Origin of the sequence: Nonomuraea cypriaca, from assembly GCF_015645445.1 — a bacterium.
GTDB lineage: Bacteria > Actinomycetota > Actinomycetes > Streptosporangiales > Streptosporangiaceae > Nonomuraea > Nonomuraea cypriaca.
The window spans coordinates 25,956-45,154 of the sequence record NZ_JADOGI010000068.1 but is presented as its reverse complement, the minus strand read 5'-3'; the positions used below and the strand labels follow the sequence as shown (position 1 = coordinate 45,154).

Here is a 19,199-nt window from a genome sequence, read left to right as displayed (position 1 = left end):
GGGGGTGCGTCCAGCCGGTGCGTTCGGAGATGATCCGTGCGGGTGTGTGCGGCGGGCGATGTTGGCTCTAGGCTGTTCTCTGTGGTGTTTCACGCCTTGCTCGCGGCCTCACTGGCCCTGTTATCCCCGACGTCGGCCGCCATGCCCGCCCAGGCGGCGATCGACTGCTCCCGGGTGAAGTGCCTGGCACTGACATTCGACGACGGTCCAGGGGCCGGCACGCCGGCCCTGCTGAAAACGCTCAAGAAGGCGGGGGCCAAGGCCACGTTCTTCCTGGTCGGCAAGCGGGTCGAGGAGCGTCCCTGGGTGGCGAGACAGATCCTCGCCGCCGGGCACGCGATCGGCAACCACACCTACTCCCATGCCTCACTCCCTGCGCACAACAACCACGAGATCATCGACGAGCTCGAACTGACGCAGGAAGTGATCGAGAAGACCATCGGCAAGCGGCCGACGATGTACCGGCCGCCTTACGGGCAGACCGACGAGCGGGTGTTATCGCAGGCCGACCAGCTGGATCTCGGTGAGGTGCTGTGGACGGGCACGACGCTCGACTGGAAGACGCGTGACGTCAAGAAGATCAAGGCGGACGCGCTCAGGCTGGCCCAGCGCGACGGCGTCATCCTGATGCACGACGTGGTCCCGCAGACCGTGAAGGCGATGCCCGCGATCGTCAAAGAGCTCAAGAAACGCGGCTACCACCTTGTCACGGTGCCGACGCTGCTCCGCGGCAAGGGGCCGAAGTCCGGGGTGAGCTACTTCTAGGCAGTCTCCCGGCAGTTCGGGAGAGGAATCATGGGGAGCGACCTCGCTGCCACGACCGTGGGCAGGCGCAGGCCGTGGGACGCGCTCGTCACCTTCCTGAGCGTTCAGACGGTGCTCGGCTGCTGGTGGGCGGCCTTCTACCCCGGCCTCTTCAGCCGCGACTCGGTCCTCTACCTCAGCCACACCGTCGCCGGGCCGTGGGTGAGCGATCACTCGGTGCTCTACGACGCGCTGCTGTGGCTGAGCTTCACCGGGACCGGTGACCTGGGCGCGGTCTCGTTCGCGCAGACCACGGCCATGGCGGCGGCGCTGACGTACCTCGCGTGGTCGATCAGGGCGCTGGGCGCGCCGCGGTTGCCCACCACCGCCGTCGTGGTGCTGATGCCGCTCGCGCCGCCGGTGGGCGCGTTCTCGGTGACGTTGTGGAAGGACGTGCCGTTCACGATCTGCGCGATCGCGATCGCGGGGGTCTGCGCGCGGATGGCGGCCCGGCGGGCCGTCACCGTGCCCGCGCTGGCCGGCCTCGGGGCGCTCCTGACGGTGCTCGGGTTGTTCAGGGCGAACGGCTTCCTCGTCGTGGCGATCACCGTCGCCGCGCTGCTGGTGATCGTCACGACCATGCGGGTACGCCTGCTGCTCGTCGGCGCCTTCGCCGCCGCGCTGCCGCTGGTGCTGACGAACCTGGTGCTCCCGCCGTTCGGCATCACGCCGCCGAGCAGCACGTACGTCTACCACACGGCCTTCGGCGACATCGCGGTGGCCTTCAGGGACCGGCCCGAGCTGTTCGGTGAGCGGGACAGGGCGCTCATGACGTCGGTGGCGCCGCTGTCGCGGTGGCGGGAGGGCGGCACCTGCTACACGGTCAACCCGCTGATCTGGCGCGGCGACTTCAGCTGGCGGCAGGCCGACGCGCACGCCGCCGAGCTGCTGGGGTTGTGGCGGCGGCTGCTGGTCTCTGAGCCGAGCACGATCGTCGGGACGCGGCTGTGCCGGGGGGCGATCGCGTGGCGGCCGGTGCAGGACGAGGGGGCTACGGGCGGGATGACGTACCGGTTGTCGCGGCAGCCGACGGCCGACGGTTATGTGGGGCCGGAGAAGGTGCCGGACTTTTCCGGGCGGTGGGTGTTCTCTTCGCGGCCGCTGTCGCAGGCGCTGAACCAGGTGGCCGACTCGTGGCTCACGGCGGCGCTGGCGCCCGCGTACGACTGGGTGTTGTGGCGGGGGGCGCTGTGGTCGTACGTGTCGTACCTGGTGGTGGGGGTGGCGGCCTGGGTGCTGCGTAACCGGTACGTGGTCGGGGTGGCGGCCGTCGTCGCCGGGGTGCAGCTCGCGGTGCTGGTCAACATCTCGGCGCAGGACTTCAGGTACATGGCCGCACCGATTTTCATCGGGGTGCTGCTGGTGCCGTTGCTGGGTGTGGTCAAGCCTCGGCGGGCGTCGTAGTTCACCCCGGTCTGCCGGATTTCCGGATGATCCCGGCACTTTGTGCCGGATGTGGCTAAAGTGCAGAAATCTACGTCGCGGGATCGGGGGACGCCGCGTTCCGAAAGTGCCGTCTGCCCTCATCGCGAAGCCGTACGACAGGAGCCTCGATGGGGTACCCGCCAAGTGGACAGGCACCCGGATACCGGCGACCACCGCCCGGATACCCGCCGGCTCAGCCGCTCAGGCGGGGGGCGGGGCGTGTCGTGGCCGGGGTGCTGGTGGCCGGGTTCGGGCTGCTGAGCACGCTCGTGGGCGGCGGGCTCATCGCCCAGGCGATCTCCAACGCCAACCAGGAGATCACCAACAAGGAGTTCGTCAGGAACCTGTGGCGCAACCTCCCGGTGGAGACCATCTTCCCCGCGACGATCGGCCTGCGCGACCCCGACCACCCCGGGCAGAGCGGCGACCGGGGCTGGACGCGGGCCGCCGTCTCCTCGGACACGTCCTGCGGCGAGGCGCTGACCGGGGGGCTCGCCAGGGAGGCGCGCGAACGCGGCTGCCAGGCGGCGATCCGCGCCACGTACGTCGACGACACCGGAGGAACCGCCGCGACGGTCGTCATCGTCGCGTTCGGCGCGCCCGACGCCGACGACGACCTGGACGTCATCCTCCAGGACGCCCAGCAGGAGGAACGCGACTTCGGCATCCGCGCGCTGCCCGTGAGCGGCGCCAGGTGGAGGGACAACGCGCGGGCGGGCAGCGGCGGCCACTCGGTGTGGCATCCGTCCGCCACGCTGTTCGTCGCCGTCACCTCGGGACCGGCCGACGGCCGGCTGGCGGGCAGGCTCCCCGAACCCTGGGGGCGCAGCGTCACCGACCAGCGCGCTGACCGGTCGCCGTGGGGCGAGACGGCCAAGGGGATGGCCAAGAGCACCGCCGCTCACCTGGCCGCCGAGATCGAGAAGGTGCGCGAGTGATCCGCGAGGCCACCGCGGCCCTGCTGGCCGTCCCCCTGCTCCTCCCGGCGGCGGCGCCGGTCCGCTGGGAGCTCGACGTCATGGACGTGCCCGAGGCCCACCGGGTGAGCCAGGGCGAGAACATCACGGTCGCGGTGCTCGACACCGGCGTGGTGGCCGAACATCCGGAGTTCAAGGGGCGGGTGAGCACGGGTCCCGACCTCATCGGCGGTGGCGCCCGGCCGGGGCAGTCGTACTGGGGCGCGCACGGCACCGCGATGGCCTCCAACGTGCTGTCCGTCGCCCCGAAGGCCCGCGTCCTGTCCGTACGAGTCATCTGGGACGAGGAGGACCCGGCACGCGAACGGTACGAGCAGGCACTGAAGAACTGGACCGAGACCGGCACGGCTGACGACGCGTACCTGGAGTCGCAGCGGGCGCTGGCCAAGGGCATCCGGTACGCGGTCGGCCAGGGCGCCGAGATCATCTCGATGTCGCTGGGCACCGACGAGTGGGGCGCCTTCCAGCCGTACGAGGAGGACGTCGCCGCGGCGGTGGACCACGCGCTCGGCAAGGGCGTCATCCTGCTCGCCTCCTCGGGCAACGGCGGGTCCACGAGCCGCCTCGACACCGAGGCCAACAACGTGGTGTCGTACCCGGCCGCCTACGCCGGGGTGATCGGCGTGGCCGCGATGGCGCCGGGCGGGCAGCGCGCGGGGTTCTCACAGGTGCACACGTACACCTCGATCTCCGCGCCGGGCGTCGACATCCGCAGCGCGCTCAACACCGGCGGCTACGAGGCGGTCCACGGCACCTCGCCGGCATGCGCGCTGGCCGCGGGGGCGGTCGCGCTGATGCTGTCACGCAATCCCGATCTCAGCCCGCGGCAGGTACGCGACATCCTCGTCCGCACCGCCACGAAGCCCGAGGACGGCTACACCGTCTTCCTCGGGCACGGGCTGGTCAACGCGGACGCGGCGGTGCGGGCGGCGGGCGTCGCCAAGGGGGCGCGGATCGAGGCGGTGCCGTACAAGGGGGGTGAGTACTTCGGGAAGGGGCCCGTGGACTCCCCGATCACCCATCCGCCGATCTCGCGGACGTACATGATCGCAGGGGGTGTGGGGGTCGGGGTCGGGTTGCTGTGCTTTGCCGGGGCGTTCCTCCTGATCCGGCGGCGACGCGCCTGATGACAGTGCGTCACGGGGATTGTACGGTTGTGGCGGATCCTGCGGCCTTGGAGAGATCGTGACTGGGATTTCCGATGACCGAGGCAAAACCCGGCCAAGGGAGATCACCCTGGCCGTCGTGCTGTTATGCGTCGCCGTCGTCCCCCTGGCGCTGACCATCACGCACTTCTACGACGCCACGTTCGCCGGCCTGTACCTGCTGCTCCACCTGTGGTTCGCGGCGCGGTCGGGCAGGGGGCGGCAGGGCAGCAGGATCGGTGTGACGATCACCACCGTGGTCGGATTGCTCTTCGTCGCGCCGCTCGTCGTCAGCGCGTTGTCCGGCGCGTTTTCCCCGGCCGATCAGCAATTCGCCCTGTTCGGCCTGCTCGGCGTGTGCGTCGGCGCCGCCGGAGTGATCCTGCTCTACCTGCGCAACGGCAACGCCCACTTCGTCAAGTGACCCGCATCGCCTTCTGGACGGCGGCGAGGAGGGTGGCCGCTCGCACGTCCTGGCCGTCCTCCCTGAGGTGGTTCATGACGTAGCCGAACGCGAGGCCGGTCGCCGGGTCGGCGAAACCGAGCGATCCGCCGAGACCGGGGAAGCCGAACGCCGTGGGGCTGTACCAGAACGCGTCGGGCGTCGGCAGGCCGAAACCGGTGCCTATCCGGACGGGCACGCGCAGAATGCGGTCGATGCCACTGGCCTGTTCCGTGGTCGCCGCGGAAAGGGTGGCGGGCGTGAGGACGCGGTGGCCGTCGACCTCGCCGATGAGCGCGGCGTAGAGGCGGGCCAGCGCGCGGGCCGTGCAGATGCCGTTGGTCGAGGGCATCTCGGCGTACTGCTCCTCCGGGTCGTTGTGGTCCAGCGGCGGCGTGACGACCTTCATCGACCGTACGGTCAGCGAGTCCGGGTCGGCCCAGGCCCTCATCACGTCCAGCATGGGCTCGGGCACCGCGTCCAGGTCGATCTCGGCCAGCGCGTCGAAGCCCACCTGAGCGGTGATGATACGGCTGACCCGATGCTGCTCGGCTTTCGGCAGTCCGATCCACAGGTCCAGACCGAGCGGCCCGGCGATCTCCTCCGCGAGGAACGTTCCGAGGCTGCGCCCGGTCACCCTTCGGACGACCTCGCCGACCAGCCAGCCGTAGGTCATGCCGTGGTAGCCGTGCTCGGTGCCGGGCTCCCAGGACGGGCGCTGAGCGGCCAGCGCGGTCGCCATCGGCTCCCATGCGATCGCCTCGGCCGGGGTGAGCGGATGGTCGAGGGCGGGCAGCCCGGCCTGGTGGGTGAGCAGCCAGCGTACGGGGATCCGGTCCTTGCCCTGCGCCGCGAACTCCGGCCAGTAGTCGGCTACGGGCGCGTCGAGGTCGAGGTCGCCGCGCTGGGCCAGCAGGTTGGCGCAGGCGGCGGTGATGCCCTTGGTGGTGGAGTAGACGACCTGCAGGGTGTCACGTTCCCACCTGCGGCCGGTGTCCGGGTCGGCCATCCCGCCCCACAGGTCGACGACCTTCCGTCCGTGCAGGTAGACGGCGACCGCGGCGCCTATCTCCTGGTTTTCCGCCAGGTTGGTGGCGAACGCCGTACGTACTTCTTCGAATCCCGGCGCGGTCTCTCCGCTGATTTCGGGCATGCGTCATCGCCTTCCGTTCAACTGTTGCTTCACCGGCCTTGACTGCTACTTCGCTGGCTTTGAGTGCTGCTTCACGGTGCTGTCGGTGGGTGCAGAGCGCCCCATTTCTCAAGGAGCCAGGCGCAGACCTCCGGCTCGGTCATCTCGGGGAACTCCGCGGTGAAGGCGGCGAGAGCGCGCAGCGCCTCGTCCCGGTCCAGGCCGCGTTCCGCCGCCGCCTTGAGGTAGTCCTGGCGGGCCGCGGTCGGACGGCCTCCGCCTGCGCCACGGCCTGGCAGGCCGTCGCGCCATCGCACTATCTCCCGCAGCCGATCAGGCCGCCAGCCGGGAGCGCCGTCGATCTCCACGTCGGGCTCGGGGAACGGGTGGCCGGAGTCGCTCGGGTAGCGCGAGCGCCATTTGTGCACCGCGTGCCGAGTCACCCCCAGTGCCTCGGCAATGCCGAGAACGCCGAGGTAGCGCTCGGTCATGGCGCACCAACTTGTCTTGTCCGGCCTCCCCTGTGGGTCTCATTAGTACCACGCCGGGCACGGAGGTCCCGTACCGGAAGAAACATCGTCTCTCCCAGAGACGGACAGTACCTCGAATTCGCAATCCTCGTCAACAAGAGAGACGATGTTGCGCAGGACGGTCGTCCGTCCGCGCGCCCAATTCCCGGCGGACCGGGCCTGCAGACGCACTGCGGGATCGAGTGGACGCTGTGTTAAGAAATTCTGGACCATGCGTTATTGACGCCTTGTTTCTCACGCCTGATGATCATATAGCGATTGGCCCGCGAAACCGGGACCGGCGTCGTCGAATGAGAAATGGATATTAGGGTGTCAGTATTCAGCAGTATGCCGGTTCGCCGGCGGGTCACGGGAATCATCGCCCTGACTCTCGTTCCCCTGATGGTCCTGGTTGGTGTGGCCTGGGCCGAGGTCACCGACAACATGTTCCCCACGTTGCATACGAGCTCGTTCTGCGTGAAGGGAATGCACAGCACTCCCTGCCAGACCGACAACCGCGATGTCTCGTACTATATGGACAGCAGCGGCGAATTCATGCTGGAGACGCCCGACCGGACTGACGTCCAGAACGTCATGGCGGGCGAATACGCGCCGACCGACCTGGTGATCGCCTACGACTCGACGCCGACATTCTCGGGAGGCGCGGAGACCGACATCGTCTACCAAGAGGGCTCCGCGGGCATCTCGGACAGCGCCGACGGAATGACGTGGTGCGACGGGTTGGGCGGTGACATCGTCGACTGCGACCAGCAGGTGGTGCGCATCCGGGGCAACGGCTATTACACCTATTCGCTTGTGTGCCACGAGACCGGCCATGCCGTCGGCCTCGAGCACGGCAACATCGCCAGCCCTCAGATGTCCAAAACCGCTTCCGCGCTGGGCTGCATGAAGACCCCGACCGGCGGCACCACAACCCTCGGTGCCAACAATCGCGACAACATCAACCTCACTTACTAAAGGGGAACCGTGAGACGTCGATTCCTTGTTCTCGGTGCGGGAATGGTGGCCGCCGTCGTCACGGCCGCGGTCGTCACGAGCGGTGCCTCGGGCTCCGCCATCGCCGGTGGCGCTCCGGCGCAGCCGCGAGAGGTGGTCGTGGCACACGGCGATGATCGCCTGCCCAGCACCACCGCCGCCGACTGGGTCACGTACGCCGACCACGTGGTCGTCGTCACCGCCGTGTCCGAACAGCGGCTCCCGCCGGCCCAGATCGAGCTCGAACGTGGCGAAGGGCTGGTCGGCCGTACTGTCGACCTCAAGGTCAAGGAGGTGCTCTGGTCCCGCGACGGGGCACCCCATCCCGCGCCGCAGAGCTGGGTGTACAACGGCGCCGGGTTCACCTTCAGCGACGGCGACACCAGTAACTTCTCACCGGTTGCGCTGGATGAGCGCCCGCGAATAGAGGCGGGCCACCAGTACATCCTGGCGATCGTCTGGGAGGACGCACATTGCTCTGAGGGCGACAAGCCCGAGCCCGGCAGGTGGCTCGGTCTGGGAGAGGGCTCGGAACTGCCCTACGACGGCGACGTCATCGGCCAGGGTGAGTACGAAGGCCAGATCCAGACCGTCGAAGGCGCCCGCACACTGGCCGAGGACGCCGGACTGGATGTCGGACTCGAAGAAGAGATGGTCGGCGAGGGCGCCGCGGCGTTGGCCGCCAAGCTGAAGGTCGCCACACCAGGCGAGAGGCAGCAGCCCAAGGCCCCAGCCACGACCAGCTGCGAATAAGCCACCTCTCCGGCACAGCCGGGAAGCACCGCAACCACGCCCCTGCGCCTGGCCTGATCCTCGAACAATCAGGCCAGGCGCGCGCTATGTGAGCGCTTCGAACAGATCCTCACTGATCCTGTTCACCCTCGTCACGGTCCCGGCCGGCATCGCCCTGGCGCTGTTGCAGGTGCTGGAGACCAAGAACCCCTGGTTGTTCGTGGGTGTGGCGGTGGCCTGCGTAGGACTCACGGCGTTTCTCCTGAGCACCCGGTCCGCCCGGGTCAGTGAGGACCGTGGAACTCGGGCAGCTCGGACATGATGGGGTGTCTCCTTGTCGATCCTGCGCACCGACTGTGAGGGGTCGAAAGCTGTGGGATATAAGGCATGGTACGCAGCTAGGCCATGGCTGGCCAGGGCTGGCCCTGCCTATCTTGGGTCAATCCTGGCCGCCTAGCCTTCTCATCGTGAAAATCGATCCAGACGGGCTGCGAGCGCCCTACCTCCAACTCGCGGACGCGCTACGTGCCCGCATCGAGGCAGGCGAGTTCCCACCTGGCCGCAAGGTGCCGTCTCAGACGGAACTGGAGCAGGAGACTGGTCTGTCGCGGAACACCGTGAAAAAGGCACTCGACGTGCTCAAGAACGAGAGCCTCCTGATCACCGCACCGGGCCGCGGACTGTTCGTCGCCGAACGTCAGGACAACCAGCCGACCTGATCGTCACAGGCCGACAGGCTCGGCTTACTCCTGCCACAGAGCCTCCCCTGCGCCGAGAATCTCCGACGTACCGCCGACCTCTAGCGTCGACACCTCAGCCCACACCAAATGCCGCTGCAGGGGTATGAGCCGATTCCCCCACCGCACCGAGGTCTGCTGGACCAGCCACAGCCCACGCCCGCGACACTCACCATCGCCGGGTTCACGCGGTTTGGGAACGGTCGGCGCTCCCTCGTCGATCACCTCGATCCTGGCCAGCGCATCGCCGATCTCGAAGACATTTACCCTGACCAGGCCGCCAGGCCGTCCAGAACCGGTGTGCAGCAGCGCGTTCCCGACGAGCTCACTCGTGACGAGCCGCGCGTCATCGGCATCCCGATGCCCTGCCGCCGTCAGGGCGTCGGCGACCCAGCGGCGAGCCAGCGACACCGAACGCGCAATCCCAGGAAGCGTCATCCTTACCAAGGCGTGATCACTCACTGCGAGACCTCCCACACCCGTTCGGGCGCATCCTCGTCAAGCACGTCCCCCCACCGGTCACGCCCTCGCCCCCACGTGAAGATCCAGCGCTCACCCAGCAGCGCGGCCCGGACGACCAGCGGCCCCGACTCTCGCTGGACGGAGACACATGGCTCAGCGCGTCGCGGTAACTGGACCGAGATGGCCAGGCCACGCGTTCTCAGCGCCCATGCCAGCCGAGTCAGATAGAGAAACTGCTCCTGCTCGCGCGACGGCCCCGAATCCGGCAAATCCGCTTTTTGGGGATTGCCTTGCTGCCGCGTGCGTCGCATAGCTCGTTCCGCCTCTCTGGGCCGTGCGCGTGCTTTGGGCTAAAAGCGCTAGAAATCTCATGTTCAGCGCTCTGGCCTTGAGTTCTTCGCCACTTGGATAGCCTCCAGCATGGCCGAGCAATCGCGAACGCGCAATTGCGTTCAAGCAAGTGACATAAAATGAATGCGTTTGCGCAAGTTGCCGCACATAGCCAGACTGAGACCGAGCATGAGGAGGGCCATGTCCAGCAGTCCGACCGCACGTCGACGACGCCTCGGTCACGAGCTACGGCGGCTGAGGGAAGCGGCGCAGCTCAAGGCAGAGGAGGTGGCAGGCCGGCTGCACTGGTCCGCCACCAAAATGTCGAGGATCGAGACCGGGCAGGTCAGTGTCCATCATGGGGACGTCGCTGATCTCCTGGACATATACGGCGTCTCAGACGAGACCCTTCGGACCGAACTGAGCGACATGGCTCGCCAATCACGGCTGAAAGGCTGGTGGCATCGTCACCGCGATACCTTCAAGCGAGGGTTTGACTCGTACATAGGCTTGGAAGCCGAGGCCAGCAACTTGCAGACCTATCAGGCGCAAGTCATTCCCGGACTGCTTCAGACTGAGGCCTATGCGCGCGCGGTGATCGATGCCACGGCGATGGGGCACGCGTCATTGGACGATGTCGACAAGAAGATCGCGGTTCGGATGAGTCGCCAGGAGCTGCTTACTCGCCCCAACCCCCTCCGCCTTCACGTGATCCTTGATGAGGCCGTTCTGCGACGGGTCGTGGGCGGCACCGAAACTATGGCCGAGCAGCTCGGCACGCTCCTTGCCAGGGGCAAGATGCCCAACATAACGTTGCAGGTGCTTCCCTTCTCCGTCGGCGCTCATGCGGCCTTGGACGGCGAGTTCAGCATCCTCGAATTCCCCGATCCCAAGGATTCGGATCTCGTCTACCTTGAGGAGAACACCAGTGGTCTGATCTTGGAAGAGCCGGGCGATCTAAAATGTTACGCCGAGATGTTCGCGCAACTGACCAGTCAAGCACTTGATCCAGACGAGTCGACTAGCTTCATAGCATCTCTCACACGTTCGGAGGTAAGCGCGCCATGAACGAGTTCCCCGAATCCCACGCCGCGTGGCGTAAGAGCAGCTATAGCACCAACGGCGGAAATTGTGTCGAGATCGCCTCACTAGCGAATGGCCGTATCGCCATTCGAGACAGCAAGGACCCGAGCGGTCCAGTGCTCGTTTTCGACAGAGCAGCCTTCGCCACGTTCACGGAGGCGATCAAGGCAGACGAACGCCTATTCTGAGGAGAAGGAGGCGTAGTGGACCGCAGAGGAGACGTGGGTTCGGCGCAGGTCACTCCTACGACGTGGCGCAAATCTAGTTTTTCCAACGGGACAGGCGGAAATTGCGTCGAGGTAGCATTAGCGGGCGAAGGCCACGATGAGGTCAGATACGAGGAGCTCGGAGCCGGGCACAAGGCCGACCTGGGGCCTTTGATCGCGCTGCGCGACTCCAAGAACCCCGATGGCCCCAGGCTGTACTTCACTCGCAGCGAGTTCGAAGCCTTCCGCCGTGGCGTTGTCGCGGGCGAGTTCGACGATCTGAGATAGGGCTCGCGAAATAGGTGATCACTTCGAGGCTTGGGAACGTTGCCGGGTCGCCTCGTAGAGTGCGGTGGTGGCGGCGTTGGCGGCATTGAGGGAACTGGCCGCTCCGGTGATCGGGATGCGGACCATGTCGTCGCACAGTTCGCGCCAGGCCGCGCTCAGACCGACCGTCTCGTTGCCGATCAGCAGCAGAGTGGGCCGCGTGAGATCGAAGTCGAAGATGTCCACGGAGCCGCGCTCGTCGGTGCCGACCAGTTGAACGTCATGACCGACTGCTCGCTGGTCGTCGAGCCAGGAGGAGACCTCGTGATGCGACGGTGCCCTGACCACCGGCAGCGTGAAGAGGGAGCCGGTGGTGGCGCGCACGCATTTGGGGTCGTAAATGTCGGCGGCGTGGCCGGAGACTATCACGCAGCCGGCTCCGAAAGCGTCCGCGGAGCGAATGGCGGAGCCGATGTTTCCGGGGCTGCTCGGCCGGTCCATGAGCAAACCGAGAAAGCCGCTGGTCACCTTTATATCGGCGAGCTCGGTGCGCGGGATAGAAACAACCGCGATAATCTCCGGAATGGACTCGTTCTTCTCGCTCAACTCCGCGAGGAGCTCTGCGGACATGGCCACGCGATCGGTTCGGCCGTCGTTGATCAGGTCTTCCGCCCAGCGCGACAGGGGTCGCTGCGGATCATAAATGAAGTCGGAAATCCGCCAGCCGCTCTGGACCGCCAAGTTGATTGGTCGGACACCTTGAACGAGAAATTCCATTGACTTGTGGCGCTTGCTGCGATTGGTCAACAGGGCCTGTAGTTGCTGAAAGGTCGCATTTCGCGAGGTGATGCGCTGAAGCGCCATCCCGGTCTCCCAATTGAAGAGCAGCTTTTATTCTTTCCAGTATAGGCAGGGCCTGGGAGTAATGCCACTAACGTTGATCATCTTTGCTGATCAAGCGGTCTTTGACCGTGCGGCAGCCGCGGTTTCGCGAGTTGGGAGTGGAGTGACCACCGGTTCGCCGGTTGCCGCTGCCGGTGGCGTCAGGAGCCAGAACGTGATGGTGGTCCGGGGCGGAAGCGGGACCTTGGCTGGGTCTTACTGACGGGGGAACCGCTGGCCGGGCCGGCGTTGCTCGCGGCGGAAGGATCGCACCCGCAGGGTCTCGGGTAGCAGGGCCCGGCTTGGGTGGTGGCCTTCGCGCGGCCGCGTTCGGCCCGCCCGGGGTGGGACCGGCGCCCACGCCGCACGCCCGCCCTGGGCGTCGCCGGGCGGCCGTGGCGGGAGCGCGGAGCGCCGGTCCAGGCGGCCGTGTGCTGGGTCCGTTGGTGTTCCGGCCGGGAATCGGCCGTCGTTCTACTCGCAAGGATCGAGCTTAGGCGGTTTGAACTCATCCGGTTTTTCGAGCTTGAGGTTCCGGTTGAGTACGTCCTCCCATGGTCCCTCATTGATGAACGTATCCAGCTGCTCGGTGATGACTTTGCATTTTGCTTTGTCGTTGTTCGGGAGGCCGATGCCGTATTGCTCCTGGAGGCCGAATGACACGTCTATGACCTGGGTCTCCGGTGCGGTCTTGGCGAACCCGCGCAATATGAGCTCATCGGTGGAGAACGCGCCAACCTCTTTGTCGACGAGTTTCCGGAGGCAGTCCTTCTGTGCGGTCTCATCGGTGAGCGTCAGGCTCTTGCCGTTAAGATGCTGGAGCTGTTCCTGGGACGTGGTGCCACTCGGGACGCAGATGTTCCTGTTGTTCGTGGTCAGGTCCTCAAAGTTCTTGATGCGGTCGTCGCCTTTCCTGACCATCACCCCCTGGCGGGTGATCATGTACGGTCCGGCGAAGTCGATGACATCCCGGCGCGCGTCATTGATGGAGAACGTGGAGATCACCATGTCGACCTTGGACGTTTTCAACGCCTCCTCCCGGTCCGCCAGCGTCAGGTCTACGAATACCACCTCTTTGTCCAGGCGGCTTCCCAGCCATTTGGCCAAATCGATGTCGAACCCGGTGCGCCGGCTGGTCCCCGGTTCAGAGGTCGAAAAGCCGGGATGGTCGGGGGTCACGCCGATATAGAGATTTTTCTTGGGGAAAGCGGGTTGCTGTTGCGGCGGTGGCGAATTGGACCCGCAGGCGGGAGCCAGGAGGAGGAAAGCGACCATGATCACGGCCTTCTGACCGACTCGAACCACCGGCGTGCTCCTTTGCTAGTTGAACAGGACCGCTTCGCTGACCGTCAGATTCACGACGCATGACGGGTCAGGCAGATGGACGACCACCCGTGCGCTTATCCGTCGTTTCGCTCCGTCCAGCGGCAGGTGAACCTCCGTCTCGGAAGACACCTTCTTCACCGTGTCCCCCTGTTTGCCGTCGAGTATCGGAGTGATGTCGAGCGTGGCGGGAGTGACGCAGTTGCCGACGGACTTCGGATTCACGAGTCTCAGCGTGAGGGCGAGATTGTCCCACCCGAAACTCGCGGTGGAGTCATTCGAGACGGGCAGGGTCACCAGAACCTCGCCCTGGTCGTGTACCTCCTGGCCGTTCGGGGGGATGTGGACCAGGTCGGTGACGTGCTCATCAGGCTTGTGGATGAAGAGCCACCAGCCGACCGCCACGGCCAGAATGGCCAGCGGCACCACCGACAGCAGCCAATACCACCACGGCTGGAGAGAGGGGAGCGGTGCTTCCGTTTTCTGGAAGTAGACACTGATGAGACAACCGATGATGCCGACCCCGAGGGACAGTGTCTGAGAGACCTCGGCACCCTTGGCGCCCAAGGCGAGCAGTAGGATCGTAAGAACGCCGGTCGCGGCACAGGCAGGGATGATCCAGGGCCACTTACTTTCATGGCCACGACGGGCCGTTCGCGTCATCACGCTGTTCCACCTCTGCTTCGTGGGGCGTCCGCAATGCCGACATTCCTAGTTAAATTTCTCGAATTAGATACAAGCGGAATGTCGGGCATGATGCTGACCGTCAACCCAACCGTTGCGAAGGAACGCTCAAATTTCCAGCCGCCGCAATGCGTTAGAAATCCGTCCAGACCAGGTAGCAGTCCGTCTCGCCGACGGCAGCACGATAGAAAAGCACCGGAAGCTCCTGCTTGCGACGGTGTCGGTTGTGGTGATCAACCCGTTTACCAGGAGCTTCTTCACGTCATCGGCCGAACATCGGCATCGCGATCATGCTGTGACCAGGGCACCTGCCACGGAGCCTGAAATAGGTTCGCTGGAAGACAAGCCCGATATCGGCCTCACAGCCCGGGGTTGTAGATCCGTCGCGACCTCTCGCTGCGCCGTGGCGCCCCGTTGTGAGCCATGAGGCATTGCTGTACGTGTCGGCGCGGCCGGCACTAGCCCCTGAGGGAGGAGATGGTGTCGTTGAAGTGGTATCGGTTCAGGTCACGCACCTGCGTGTACGGAGGGATACGCAGGTAACGGCCCTTGCAACCGGCCTCACTGTAGAAGGTGATCCGCCGGTTCGTGTTGTTGATGACCGAAGAGATCTTGTCATTGGTGAGCACGCGGTCGCTGAACACCTGCTCCAGGGTGTTGAAAGTGAGGACGTCGGTGCCGCGGTTGTAGGACTTGTGGCCCCCGTGGAAACCGGCGTTCTCGAAGATGCAGATCCTGTTATGTGGGCACGGCGATGACGAGGCCGAGGCCGCCGGAGACAGGACGATACCGCCCGTGACCATGACGGCAGCGGCGGCAAACATTTTCAGAACGATCGTCTTCTTCACGGCGTTTCTTCCTTGATCACATTCTCGTGACGAGGAGCCGCGCCGACGGAGTCAGCCCATGAGTCGCGAGCTGTTCCGCGGCGTTCATCCCCGTGCGGACCAAGCGAACATATGAGCTAACGCTTGATCGTCACTTGCACCCCACTAACCACCCATGGCAACTGGCGTAGCGCGCCCGGTCAGCGCCGGCATGACCGCTGGGAGCAGACGAGTCTATGCCCCTGAAAAGAGCCTCACCAACTGCCCGGCAGCGCCGCCTGCTTGAAGCCGACGTCCGGGTAGTCGGCCAGGTGCCGCAACCTCCCGGTCCCAACGTTCAACCCGTAGCTGCGCAGGCGGACGCCGACCTGGTAATCGAGCACGACCTCAGAGGCGCTCGACCAGATCCGGACACCGACCAGCCCGGCCTTGGCCGGCACCCCCCGAACCGGCACCTTACGCAACATCCGGCCGGTCTTGGCATCGAGCAGTGTCAGCTTGTTCCTCCTCAACTCGTCGAACTCCACGGCGGCCACCGTGCGGCGGTCTGGAGCGAGTTCGCTGAACATGATGTACGTGCCGTCGAAGCGGACCGGCTTGCCCCCGCCCTTGACCGGCATCAGCCACAGGTCGGTCTTGCGGTACCGGACCATCTCGACCAGCCCGTCCTTGATGCCGATCGCCTCGTACTCGCCGTTCAGCGAGACGGTCTTGCCGGTACGCACGTCGATCAGCAGGCCGGGCTGCTTGCTGCCCTCGCGCGGGTCGAAGGCGAGGTACCGGCCGTCGTCGGAGACGACCAGCATGGAGCCGATGTCGATTCGCTCCTCCCCCACCTTTACCGGCGAGGTGACCTCGGTGCCGGCCTCCATGTCGCGGACCACGTACGTCTGCGCCTGCCGGCTGTAGTAGGCGAACATACGCCCGTCGCGGCTGAGGGCGACGGGCACCCTACGGTCCTTGACGGTGTGGGTCAGCGCCTGCGGCACCCGGTACGTTTTGCCCACCCGGGTGACGACCTGCCATTCGGCCTCGGAGCAGTCGATGCCAGGTTTCGGCTCCCGGACCTGCTTACAGTCCGTCGGATACGCGAGGCTGAGTGCCCCTACCGAGCCCGCGGGCAGGTCGGGCACCGTCTTTGTGGCGGGCTCCTGCGCGACTTGCCGCGCTCCTGTGAGCGTCACACCTGCCGTCATCACCCCTACTATCGCGACCGTCGCGAAGAAGGTTGTTGCCACTGTGATACGCCTCCTGTTTCGTTGGTGGTTCGCCAGGGCGAGCTCCGCCAGATCGACCGTGGACGCCGGCGCAGGCATCTCGTCGGCCATGCCCTTCAGTGCCTCGCGCAGCCTGGTCACTTGGCCACCTCCTGAAAGTCCGCGCTGAGCTCGGGCGCCAGCGTCCGCAGCCGGGCCAATGCGTGATGCGTCTGGCTCTTGACGTTGCCGATCGAGCAACCGAGCGCCTCGGCCGTCTGCGCCTCCGTCAGGTCCTCCCAGAAGCGCAGCACGATCACCGCGCGCTGCTTGCGGGTCAACTTGGCCAGCGCCCGGCGCAGCACGATCCTGTCGAGCGCCGCCTCGTCATAGGAGACCCCGTGCTCGGGCGGATCGGCACTGGGCACCTCGGGCTGCGACCGGCGCCGCCACGAGATGTACTGGTTGACCAGCGCCTTGCGCGTGTACGCCTCTGGGTTACCGCCCCGGGCGAGCTTGTGCCAGTGCCCGGCGACCTTCATCAGCACACTCTGCAGCAGGTCCTCCGCCAGATGCGTGTCGCCCACGAGCAGGTACGCGGTCTGCCTCAACGCCTGTTGCCGGGCGAGCACGAACTCGCGAAAACCCTCGTGACGATCCACTGTTGATCTCCTCTCGCCCGTTGCCAACGCGACCGACGGGCAAAAGGTTGCAGTCGACTATCGGATGGCCCCGGCGCCCGGCATTGAGCGCAACCGGGGACCGGGCGTCTATGCGGACTGCCGCATGTGGAGGATCATCAGGGCCCGTCCAGGGTGGCCGCAACACCGATGGCGGGCCCGCTCTATGAGCGGACACCCCAGACGGCTCCCGGCAACGGCGCGGCAGCGAAACAGACCGAAGGGAAACGCCGCCGCGCCTGCCGGGTCGCGGGGCAGATCCCCCAGTGGATCGCCTTCCGCCAGGAGGTCTACGCCCTGCTGTGCGCCTACCAGGCGATCCGGCATCTGATCGCCACCGCCGCCGAACGGCACCGGCTCGACCCCGACCGGATCTCCTTCACCCGCACCGTGCAAGCCGTCCGCCGCCATGCCAGCGACGAGGCGGCGCTTTCCCCCCTGTGACCTCGACAATCTCGTCGATGACGTCAGCTACGAGATCACCGACCAGCGTCATCTGCTGTCCGAGACCCTGCGGGTGCGATCCTTCCGCCGCGAGCAACGCCGGCCCGGCCGCCGGTTCCCCCGTCAGAAAGACCCAGCCAAGGTCCCGCTTCCGCCCCGGACCACCATCACGTTCTGGCTCCTGACGCCACCGGCAGCGGCAACCGGCGAACCGGTGGTCACTCCACTCCCAACTCGCGAAACCGCGGCTGCCGCACGGTCAAAGACCGCTTGATCAGCAAAGATGATCAACGTTGGTGGCATTGGGCCTGGGAGGACCTCTGACGACTCCGGCGAGGCGCTGGAGATCGTGGTCGCGGGACCGGCCGGCACCCGCCGCGACCGGTCGGCGCCCTGGTACCTGAGTCTTTTGTGGGAGTTCGTGGAACTCACACATCGATCGCGCGGTGGGTGCATAGCCTCTTTGTCCTGTTACAACGTTGAAGGAGGAGAGAACATTGGCGGAAACCCACGGGCTGAGCCGACGCGCGATCTTGGGCGGTGGGCTCGGTCTGGCGGCCGCCGTGGCCACCGGCCGGCCGGGGTCCGCGTCCGCGGCCACTGCCGGTGGTACGGCGCAGCGGCCCCCGAACATCGTGCTGATCATGCTCGACGACGTCGGCTACGGCGACTGGAGCTCGTACGGCTCCACCGAGATCCAGACGCCACGGATCGACGCCCTCGCCTCGGCCGGCACGAGGTTCACCCAGATGTACGCCGGAGGCCCGGTGTGCACCCCCGCCCGCGCGGCGCTGCTCACCGGCCGGTATCCGCAGCGGGTCGGGCTGCCCTGGGTCGTCAAGCCCGGGGCGCGCGAAGGCGTGTCGGCCTACGAGCAGACCTTGGGCGAGGTGCTGCGGGCGGCCGGCTACCGTACGGGGATCTTCGGCAAGTGGCATCTCGGCGACCCCGCGGTACGCCCGGAGCTCAACCCCGTGAAGCACGGGTTCGACACGTTCTTCGGCACGCCGCAGAGCAACCAGAAGGAAGAGTTCGCCCTGTATGACGGCGAGAAGATCGTCGAAATGCTGGGCCCGAAGGAGCAGGTCTTCCTGTCGCGCCGCTGCACCGACAAGGCGATCGACTTCATCAAGCAGAACAAGGACCGGCCCTTCTTCGCCTACGTGCCCTACAACACGGCGCACACCCCGTACCACGTCCAGGAGCGTTTCCAGGGGTCGTCGAAGGCGGGGCCGTACGGAGACCTGATTCAGCAGTCCGACTTCCACATCGGCCGCGTGCTCGACGAGCTCAAGGCCAACGGGCTGACCGACGACACCCTGGTCGTGATCACCAGCGACAACGGGCCCGTGGCCGCGGGCACCGGCGGGCTGCGCGGGAAGAAGGGCTCGACGTTCGAGGGGGGAATCCGGATACCGTTCGTGATGCGGTGGCCCGGCCGGATCCAGCCGAAGTCGACGTTCGAGCAGCCCGCGTGCTTCACCGACGTGCTCCCGACGCTGGCCGCCGCGACCGGGGGCGCGGTCCCCAAGGACCGGCCGATCGACGGCATCGACCTGGCACCGGCGCTGCTGGGCGGCGCCAAGCCGGACCGGACCCTGTACCACTACCACAACTGGAGCCTGAACGCCGTTCGCTCCGGGGCCTGGAAGCTGCACGTCGCGGTTCAGGAGACGCCGGCGCCTGAGCTGCCGCTGCTCTACAACATCGACGAGGACAAGGGCGAGCAGCGCAACCTCGCCGACCAGCACCCGGAGAAGGTCAAGCAACTCACGGAGGCCGCGGCGGCGTTCGGCAAGGAGATCGAGGCCCAGCGCGCGGAAGCACTCAGGCGCGCCAGGGGTGAGGCCTGAGCGTGTAGGAGGTGACAGCTGAGCATGTAGGACTGGACGCTTGCATGGTGGCCAATACATTCG

The 19,199-nt window shown here is 66.3% G+C and carries 23 protein-coding genes; 13 read left to right on the top strand and 10 right to left on the bottom strand.

What is annotated here, in order from left to right:
- Positions 1-81 precede the first annotated feature (81 nt).
- The 5 genes from ITP53_RS22980 (at position 82) to ITP53_RS22960 (ending at position 4,775) form a co-directional block, all read left to right on the top strand.
- On the top strand, positions 82-765 hold the full coding sequence (locus ITP53_RS22980; RefSeq protein WP_195897484.1) for a polysaccharide deacetylase family protein: 684 nt from the start codon (positions 82-84) through the stop codon (positions 763-765).
- Between the two features lie 30 nt (positions 766-795).
- Positions 796-2,208, top strand: coding sequence for a hypothetical protein (locus ITP53_RS22975; RefSeq protein ID WP_195897483.1), 1,413 nt, complete (start codon positions 796-798; stop codon positions 2,206-2,208).
- Between the two features lie 149 nt (positions 2,209-2,357).
- Positions 2,358-3,167 carry a hypothetical protein gene (locus ITP53_RS22970; RefSeq protein WP_195897482.1) on the top strand — a complete coding sequence of 270 codons (810 nt, stop codon included), beginning with the start codon at positions 2,358-2,360 and terminating at the stop codon, positions 3,165-3,167.
- Complete coding sequence (locus ITP53_RS22965; RefSeq protein ID WP_195897481.1) at positions 3,164-4,333, top strand: S8 family serine peptidase; 1,170 nt, start codon at positions 3,164-3,166, stop codon at positions 4,331-4,333. The genes ITP53_RS22970 and ITP53_RS22965 overlap by 4 nt, the downstream gene beginning before the upstream one ends.
- 58 nt (positions 4,334-4,391) lie before the next feature.
- Positions 4,392-4,775, top strand: a complete 384-nt coding sequence (locus ITP53_RS22960; RefSeq protein ID WP_195897480.1) for a hypothetical protein — start codon at positions 4,392-4,394, stop codon at positions 4,773-4,775.
- Here ITP53_RS22960 and ITP53_RS22955 read toward each other — a convergent pair.
- Positions 4,768-5,946, bottom strand: a complete 1,179-nt coding sequence (locus ITP53_RS22955; RefSeq protein WP_195897479.1) for a serine hydrolase domain-containing protein — start codon at positions 5,944-5,946, stop codon at positions 4,768-4,770. The genes ITP53_RS22960 and ITP53_RS22955 overlap by 8 nt on opposite strands.
- 71 nt (positions 5,947-6,017) lie before the next feature.
- Positions 6,018-6,416 (bottom strand): hypothetical protein, encoded by a 399-nt coding sequence (locus ITP53_RS22950; RefSeq protein WP_195897478.1) that lies wholly within the window; start codon positions 6,414-6,416, stop codon positions 6,018-6,020.
- 348 nt (positions 6,417-6,764) lie between these two features.
- On the opposite strand from ITP53_RS22950, the gene ITP53_RS22945 reads away from it, so the two are divergent.
- Positions 6,765-7,412 (top strand): zinc metalloprotease, encoded by a 648-nt coding sequence (locus tag ITP53_RS22945; protein WP_207756309.1) that lies wholly within the window; start codon positions 6,765-6,767, stop codon positions 7,410-7,412.
- Between the two features lie 9 nt (positions 7,413-7,421).
- On the top strand, positions 7,422-8,183 hold the full coding sequence (locus ITP53_RS22940; protein WP_195897477.1) for a hypothetical protein: 762 nt from the start codon (positions 7,422-7,424) through the stop codon (positions 8,181-8,183).
- Between the two features lie 84 nt (positions 8,184-8,267).
- On the opposite strand, the gene ITP53_RS22935 is transcribed toward ITP53_RS22940, so the two are convergent.
- Positions 8,268-8,414: a hypothetical protein gene (locus ITP53_RS22935; protein ID WP_195897476.1), complete on the bottom strand. Its 147-nt coding sequence runs from the start codon at positions 8,412-8,414 to the stop codon at positions 8,268-8,270.
- A 215-nt stretch (positions 8,415-8,629) separates the two neighbouring features.
- Here ITP53_RS22935 and ITP53_RS22930 point away from each other — a divergent pair, with 215 nt between their 5' ends.
- The gene (locus ITP53_RS22930) at positions 8,630-8,881 is read left to right on the top strand and encodes a GntR family transcriptional regulator (protein ID WP_328815439.1); all 252 of its coding nucleotides are present in this window, start codon (positions 8,630-8,632) and stop codon (positions 8,879-8,881) included.
- Between the two features lie 24 nt (positions 8,882-8,905).
- On the opposite strand, the gene ITP53_RS22925 is transcribed toward ITP53_RS22930, so the two are convergent.
- On the bottom strand, positions 8,906-9,361 hold the full coding sequence (locus ITP53_RS22925) for an ATP-binding protein (protein WP_195897475.1): 456 nt from the start codon (positions 9,359-9,361) through the stop codon (positions 8,906-8,908).
- A 531-nt stretch (positions 9,362-9,892) separates the two neighbouring features.
- Between ITP53_RS22925 and ITP53_RS22920 the strand changes: the two genes are divergently transcribed.
- The 3 genes from ITP53_RS22920 to ITP53_RS22910 are packed head-to-tail and all read left to right on the top strand — an operon-like array spanning position 9,893 to position 11,268.
- The gene (locus tag ITP53_RS22920) at positions 9,893-10,759 is read left to right on the top strand and encodes a helix-turn-helix domain-containing protein (protein ID WP_195897474.1); all 867 of its coding nucleotides are present in this window, start codon (positions 9,893-9,895) and stop codon (positions 10,757-10,759) included.
- Positions 10,756-10,962, top strand: a complete 207-nt coding sequence (locus ITP53_RS22915; protein WP_195897473.1) for a DUF397 domain-containing protein — start codon at positions 10,756-10,758, stop codon at positions 10,960-10,962. The genes ITP53_RS22920 and ITP53_RS22915 overlap by 4 nt, the downstream gene beginning before the upstream one ends.
- 15 nt (positions 10,963-10,977) lie before the next feature.
- On the top strand, positions 10,978-11,268 hold the full coding sequence (locus ITP53_RS22910) for a DUF397 domain-containing protein (RefSeq protein ID WP_328815436.1): 291 nt from the start codon (positions 10,978-10,980) through the stop codon (positions 11,266-11,268).
- A gap of 18 nt (positions 11,269-11,286) precedes the next feature.
- Here the strand turns inward: ITP53_RS22910 and ITP53_RS22905 are convergent, their stop codons facing one another.
- The 6 genes from ITP53_RS22905 to ITP53_RS22880 all read right to left on the bottom strand — a co-directional run bounded on the left by ITP53_RS22905 (position 11,287) and on the right by ITP53_RS22880 (position 16,821).
- The gene (locus tag ITP53_RS22905; RefSeq protein ID WP_195897472.1) at positions 11,287-12,111 is read right to left on the bottom strand and encodes a TrmH family RNA methyltransferase; all 825 of its coding nucleotides are present in this window, start codon (positions 12,109-12,111) and stop codon (positions 11,287-11,289) included.
- A gap of 492 nt (positions 12,112-12,603) precedes the next feature.
- A complete protein-coding gene (locus ITP53_RS22900; protein WP_195897471.1) occupies positions 12,604-13,434 on the bottom strand; it encodes a transporter substrate-binding domain-containing protein in 831 nt (276 codons plus the stop codon).
- Between the two features lie 15 nt (positions 13,435-13,449).
- A complete protein-coding gene (locus tag ITP53_RS22895; RefSeq protein ID WP_195897470.1) occupies positions 13,450-14,118 on the bottom strand; it encodes a hypothetical protein in 669 nt (222 codons plus the stop codon).
- A 476-nt stretch (positions 14,119-14,594) separates the two neighbouring features.
- The gene (locus ITP53_RS22890; protein ID WP_195897469.1) at positions 14,595-14,984 is read right to left on the bottom strand and encodes a peptidase inhibitor family I36 protein; all 390 of its coding nucleotides are present in this window, start codon (positions 14,982-14,984) and stop codon (positions 14,595-14,597) included.
- Between the two features lie 233 nt (positions 14,985-15,217).
- Positions 15,218-16,321: a hypothetical protein gene (locus tag ITP53_RS22885; protein ID WP_207756307.1), complete on the bottom strand. Its 1,104-nt coding sequence runs from the start codon at positions 16,319-16,321 to the stop codon at positions 15,218-15,220.
- Positions 16,318-16,821, bottom strand: coding sequence for a SigE family RNA polymerase sigma factor (locus ITP53_RS22880; RefSeq protein ID WP_195897467.1), 504 nt, complete (start codon positions 16,819-16,821; stop codon positions 16,318-16,320). The genes ITP53_RS22885 and ITP53_RS22880 overlap by 4 nt, the downstream gene beginning before the upstream one ends.
- A 126-nt stretch (positions 16,822-16,947) precedes the next feature.
- Between ITP53_RS22880 and ITP53_RS22875 the strand changes: the two genes are divergently transcribed.
- Complete coding sequence (locus ITP53_RS22875; protein ID WP_195897466.1) at positions 16,948-17,283, top strand: hypothetical protein; 336 nt, start codon at positions 16,948-16,950, stop codon at positions 17,281-17,283.
- Positions 17,284-17,780: 497 nt separating this feature from the next.
- Positions 17,781-19,136: a sulfatase family protein gene (locus tag ITP53_RS22870; protein ID WP_195897465.1), complete on the top strand. Its 1,356-nt coding sequence runs from the start codon at positions 17,781-17,783 to the stop codon at positions 19,134-19,136.
- Positions 19,137-19,199 lie beyond the last annotated feature (63 nt).

Coding starts and splice junctions, on each gene's coding strand:
- ITP53_RS22975 (WP_195897483.1), top strand. CDS start 796: ATGGGGAGCGACCTCGCTGCCACGACCGTGGGCAGGCGCAGGCCGTGG.
- ITP53_RS22970 (WP_195897482.1), top strand. CDS start 2,358: ATGGGGTACCCGCCAAGTGGACAGGCACCCGGATACCGGCGACCACCG.
- ITP53_RS22950 (WP_195897478.1), bottom strand. CDS start 6,416: ATGACCGAGCGCTACCTCGGCGTTCTCGGCATTGCCGAGGCACTGGGG.
- ITP53_RS22920 (WP_195897474.1), top strand. CDS start 9,893: ATGTCCAGCAGTCCGACCGCACGTCGACGACGCCTCGGTCACGAGCTA.
- ITP53_RS22955 (WP_195897479.1), bottom strand. CDS start 5,946: ATGCCCGAAATCAGCGGAGAGACCGCGCCGGGATTCGAAGAAGTACGT.
- ITP53_RS22905 (WP_195897472.1), bottom strand. CDS start 12,111: ATGGCGCTTCAGCGCATCACCTCGCGAAATGCGACCTTTCAGCAACTA.
- ITP53_RS22915 (WP_195897473.1), top strand. CDS start 10,756: ATGAACGAGTTCCCCGAATCCCACGCCGCGTGGCGTAAGAGCAGCTAT.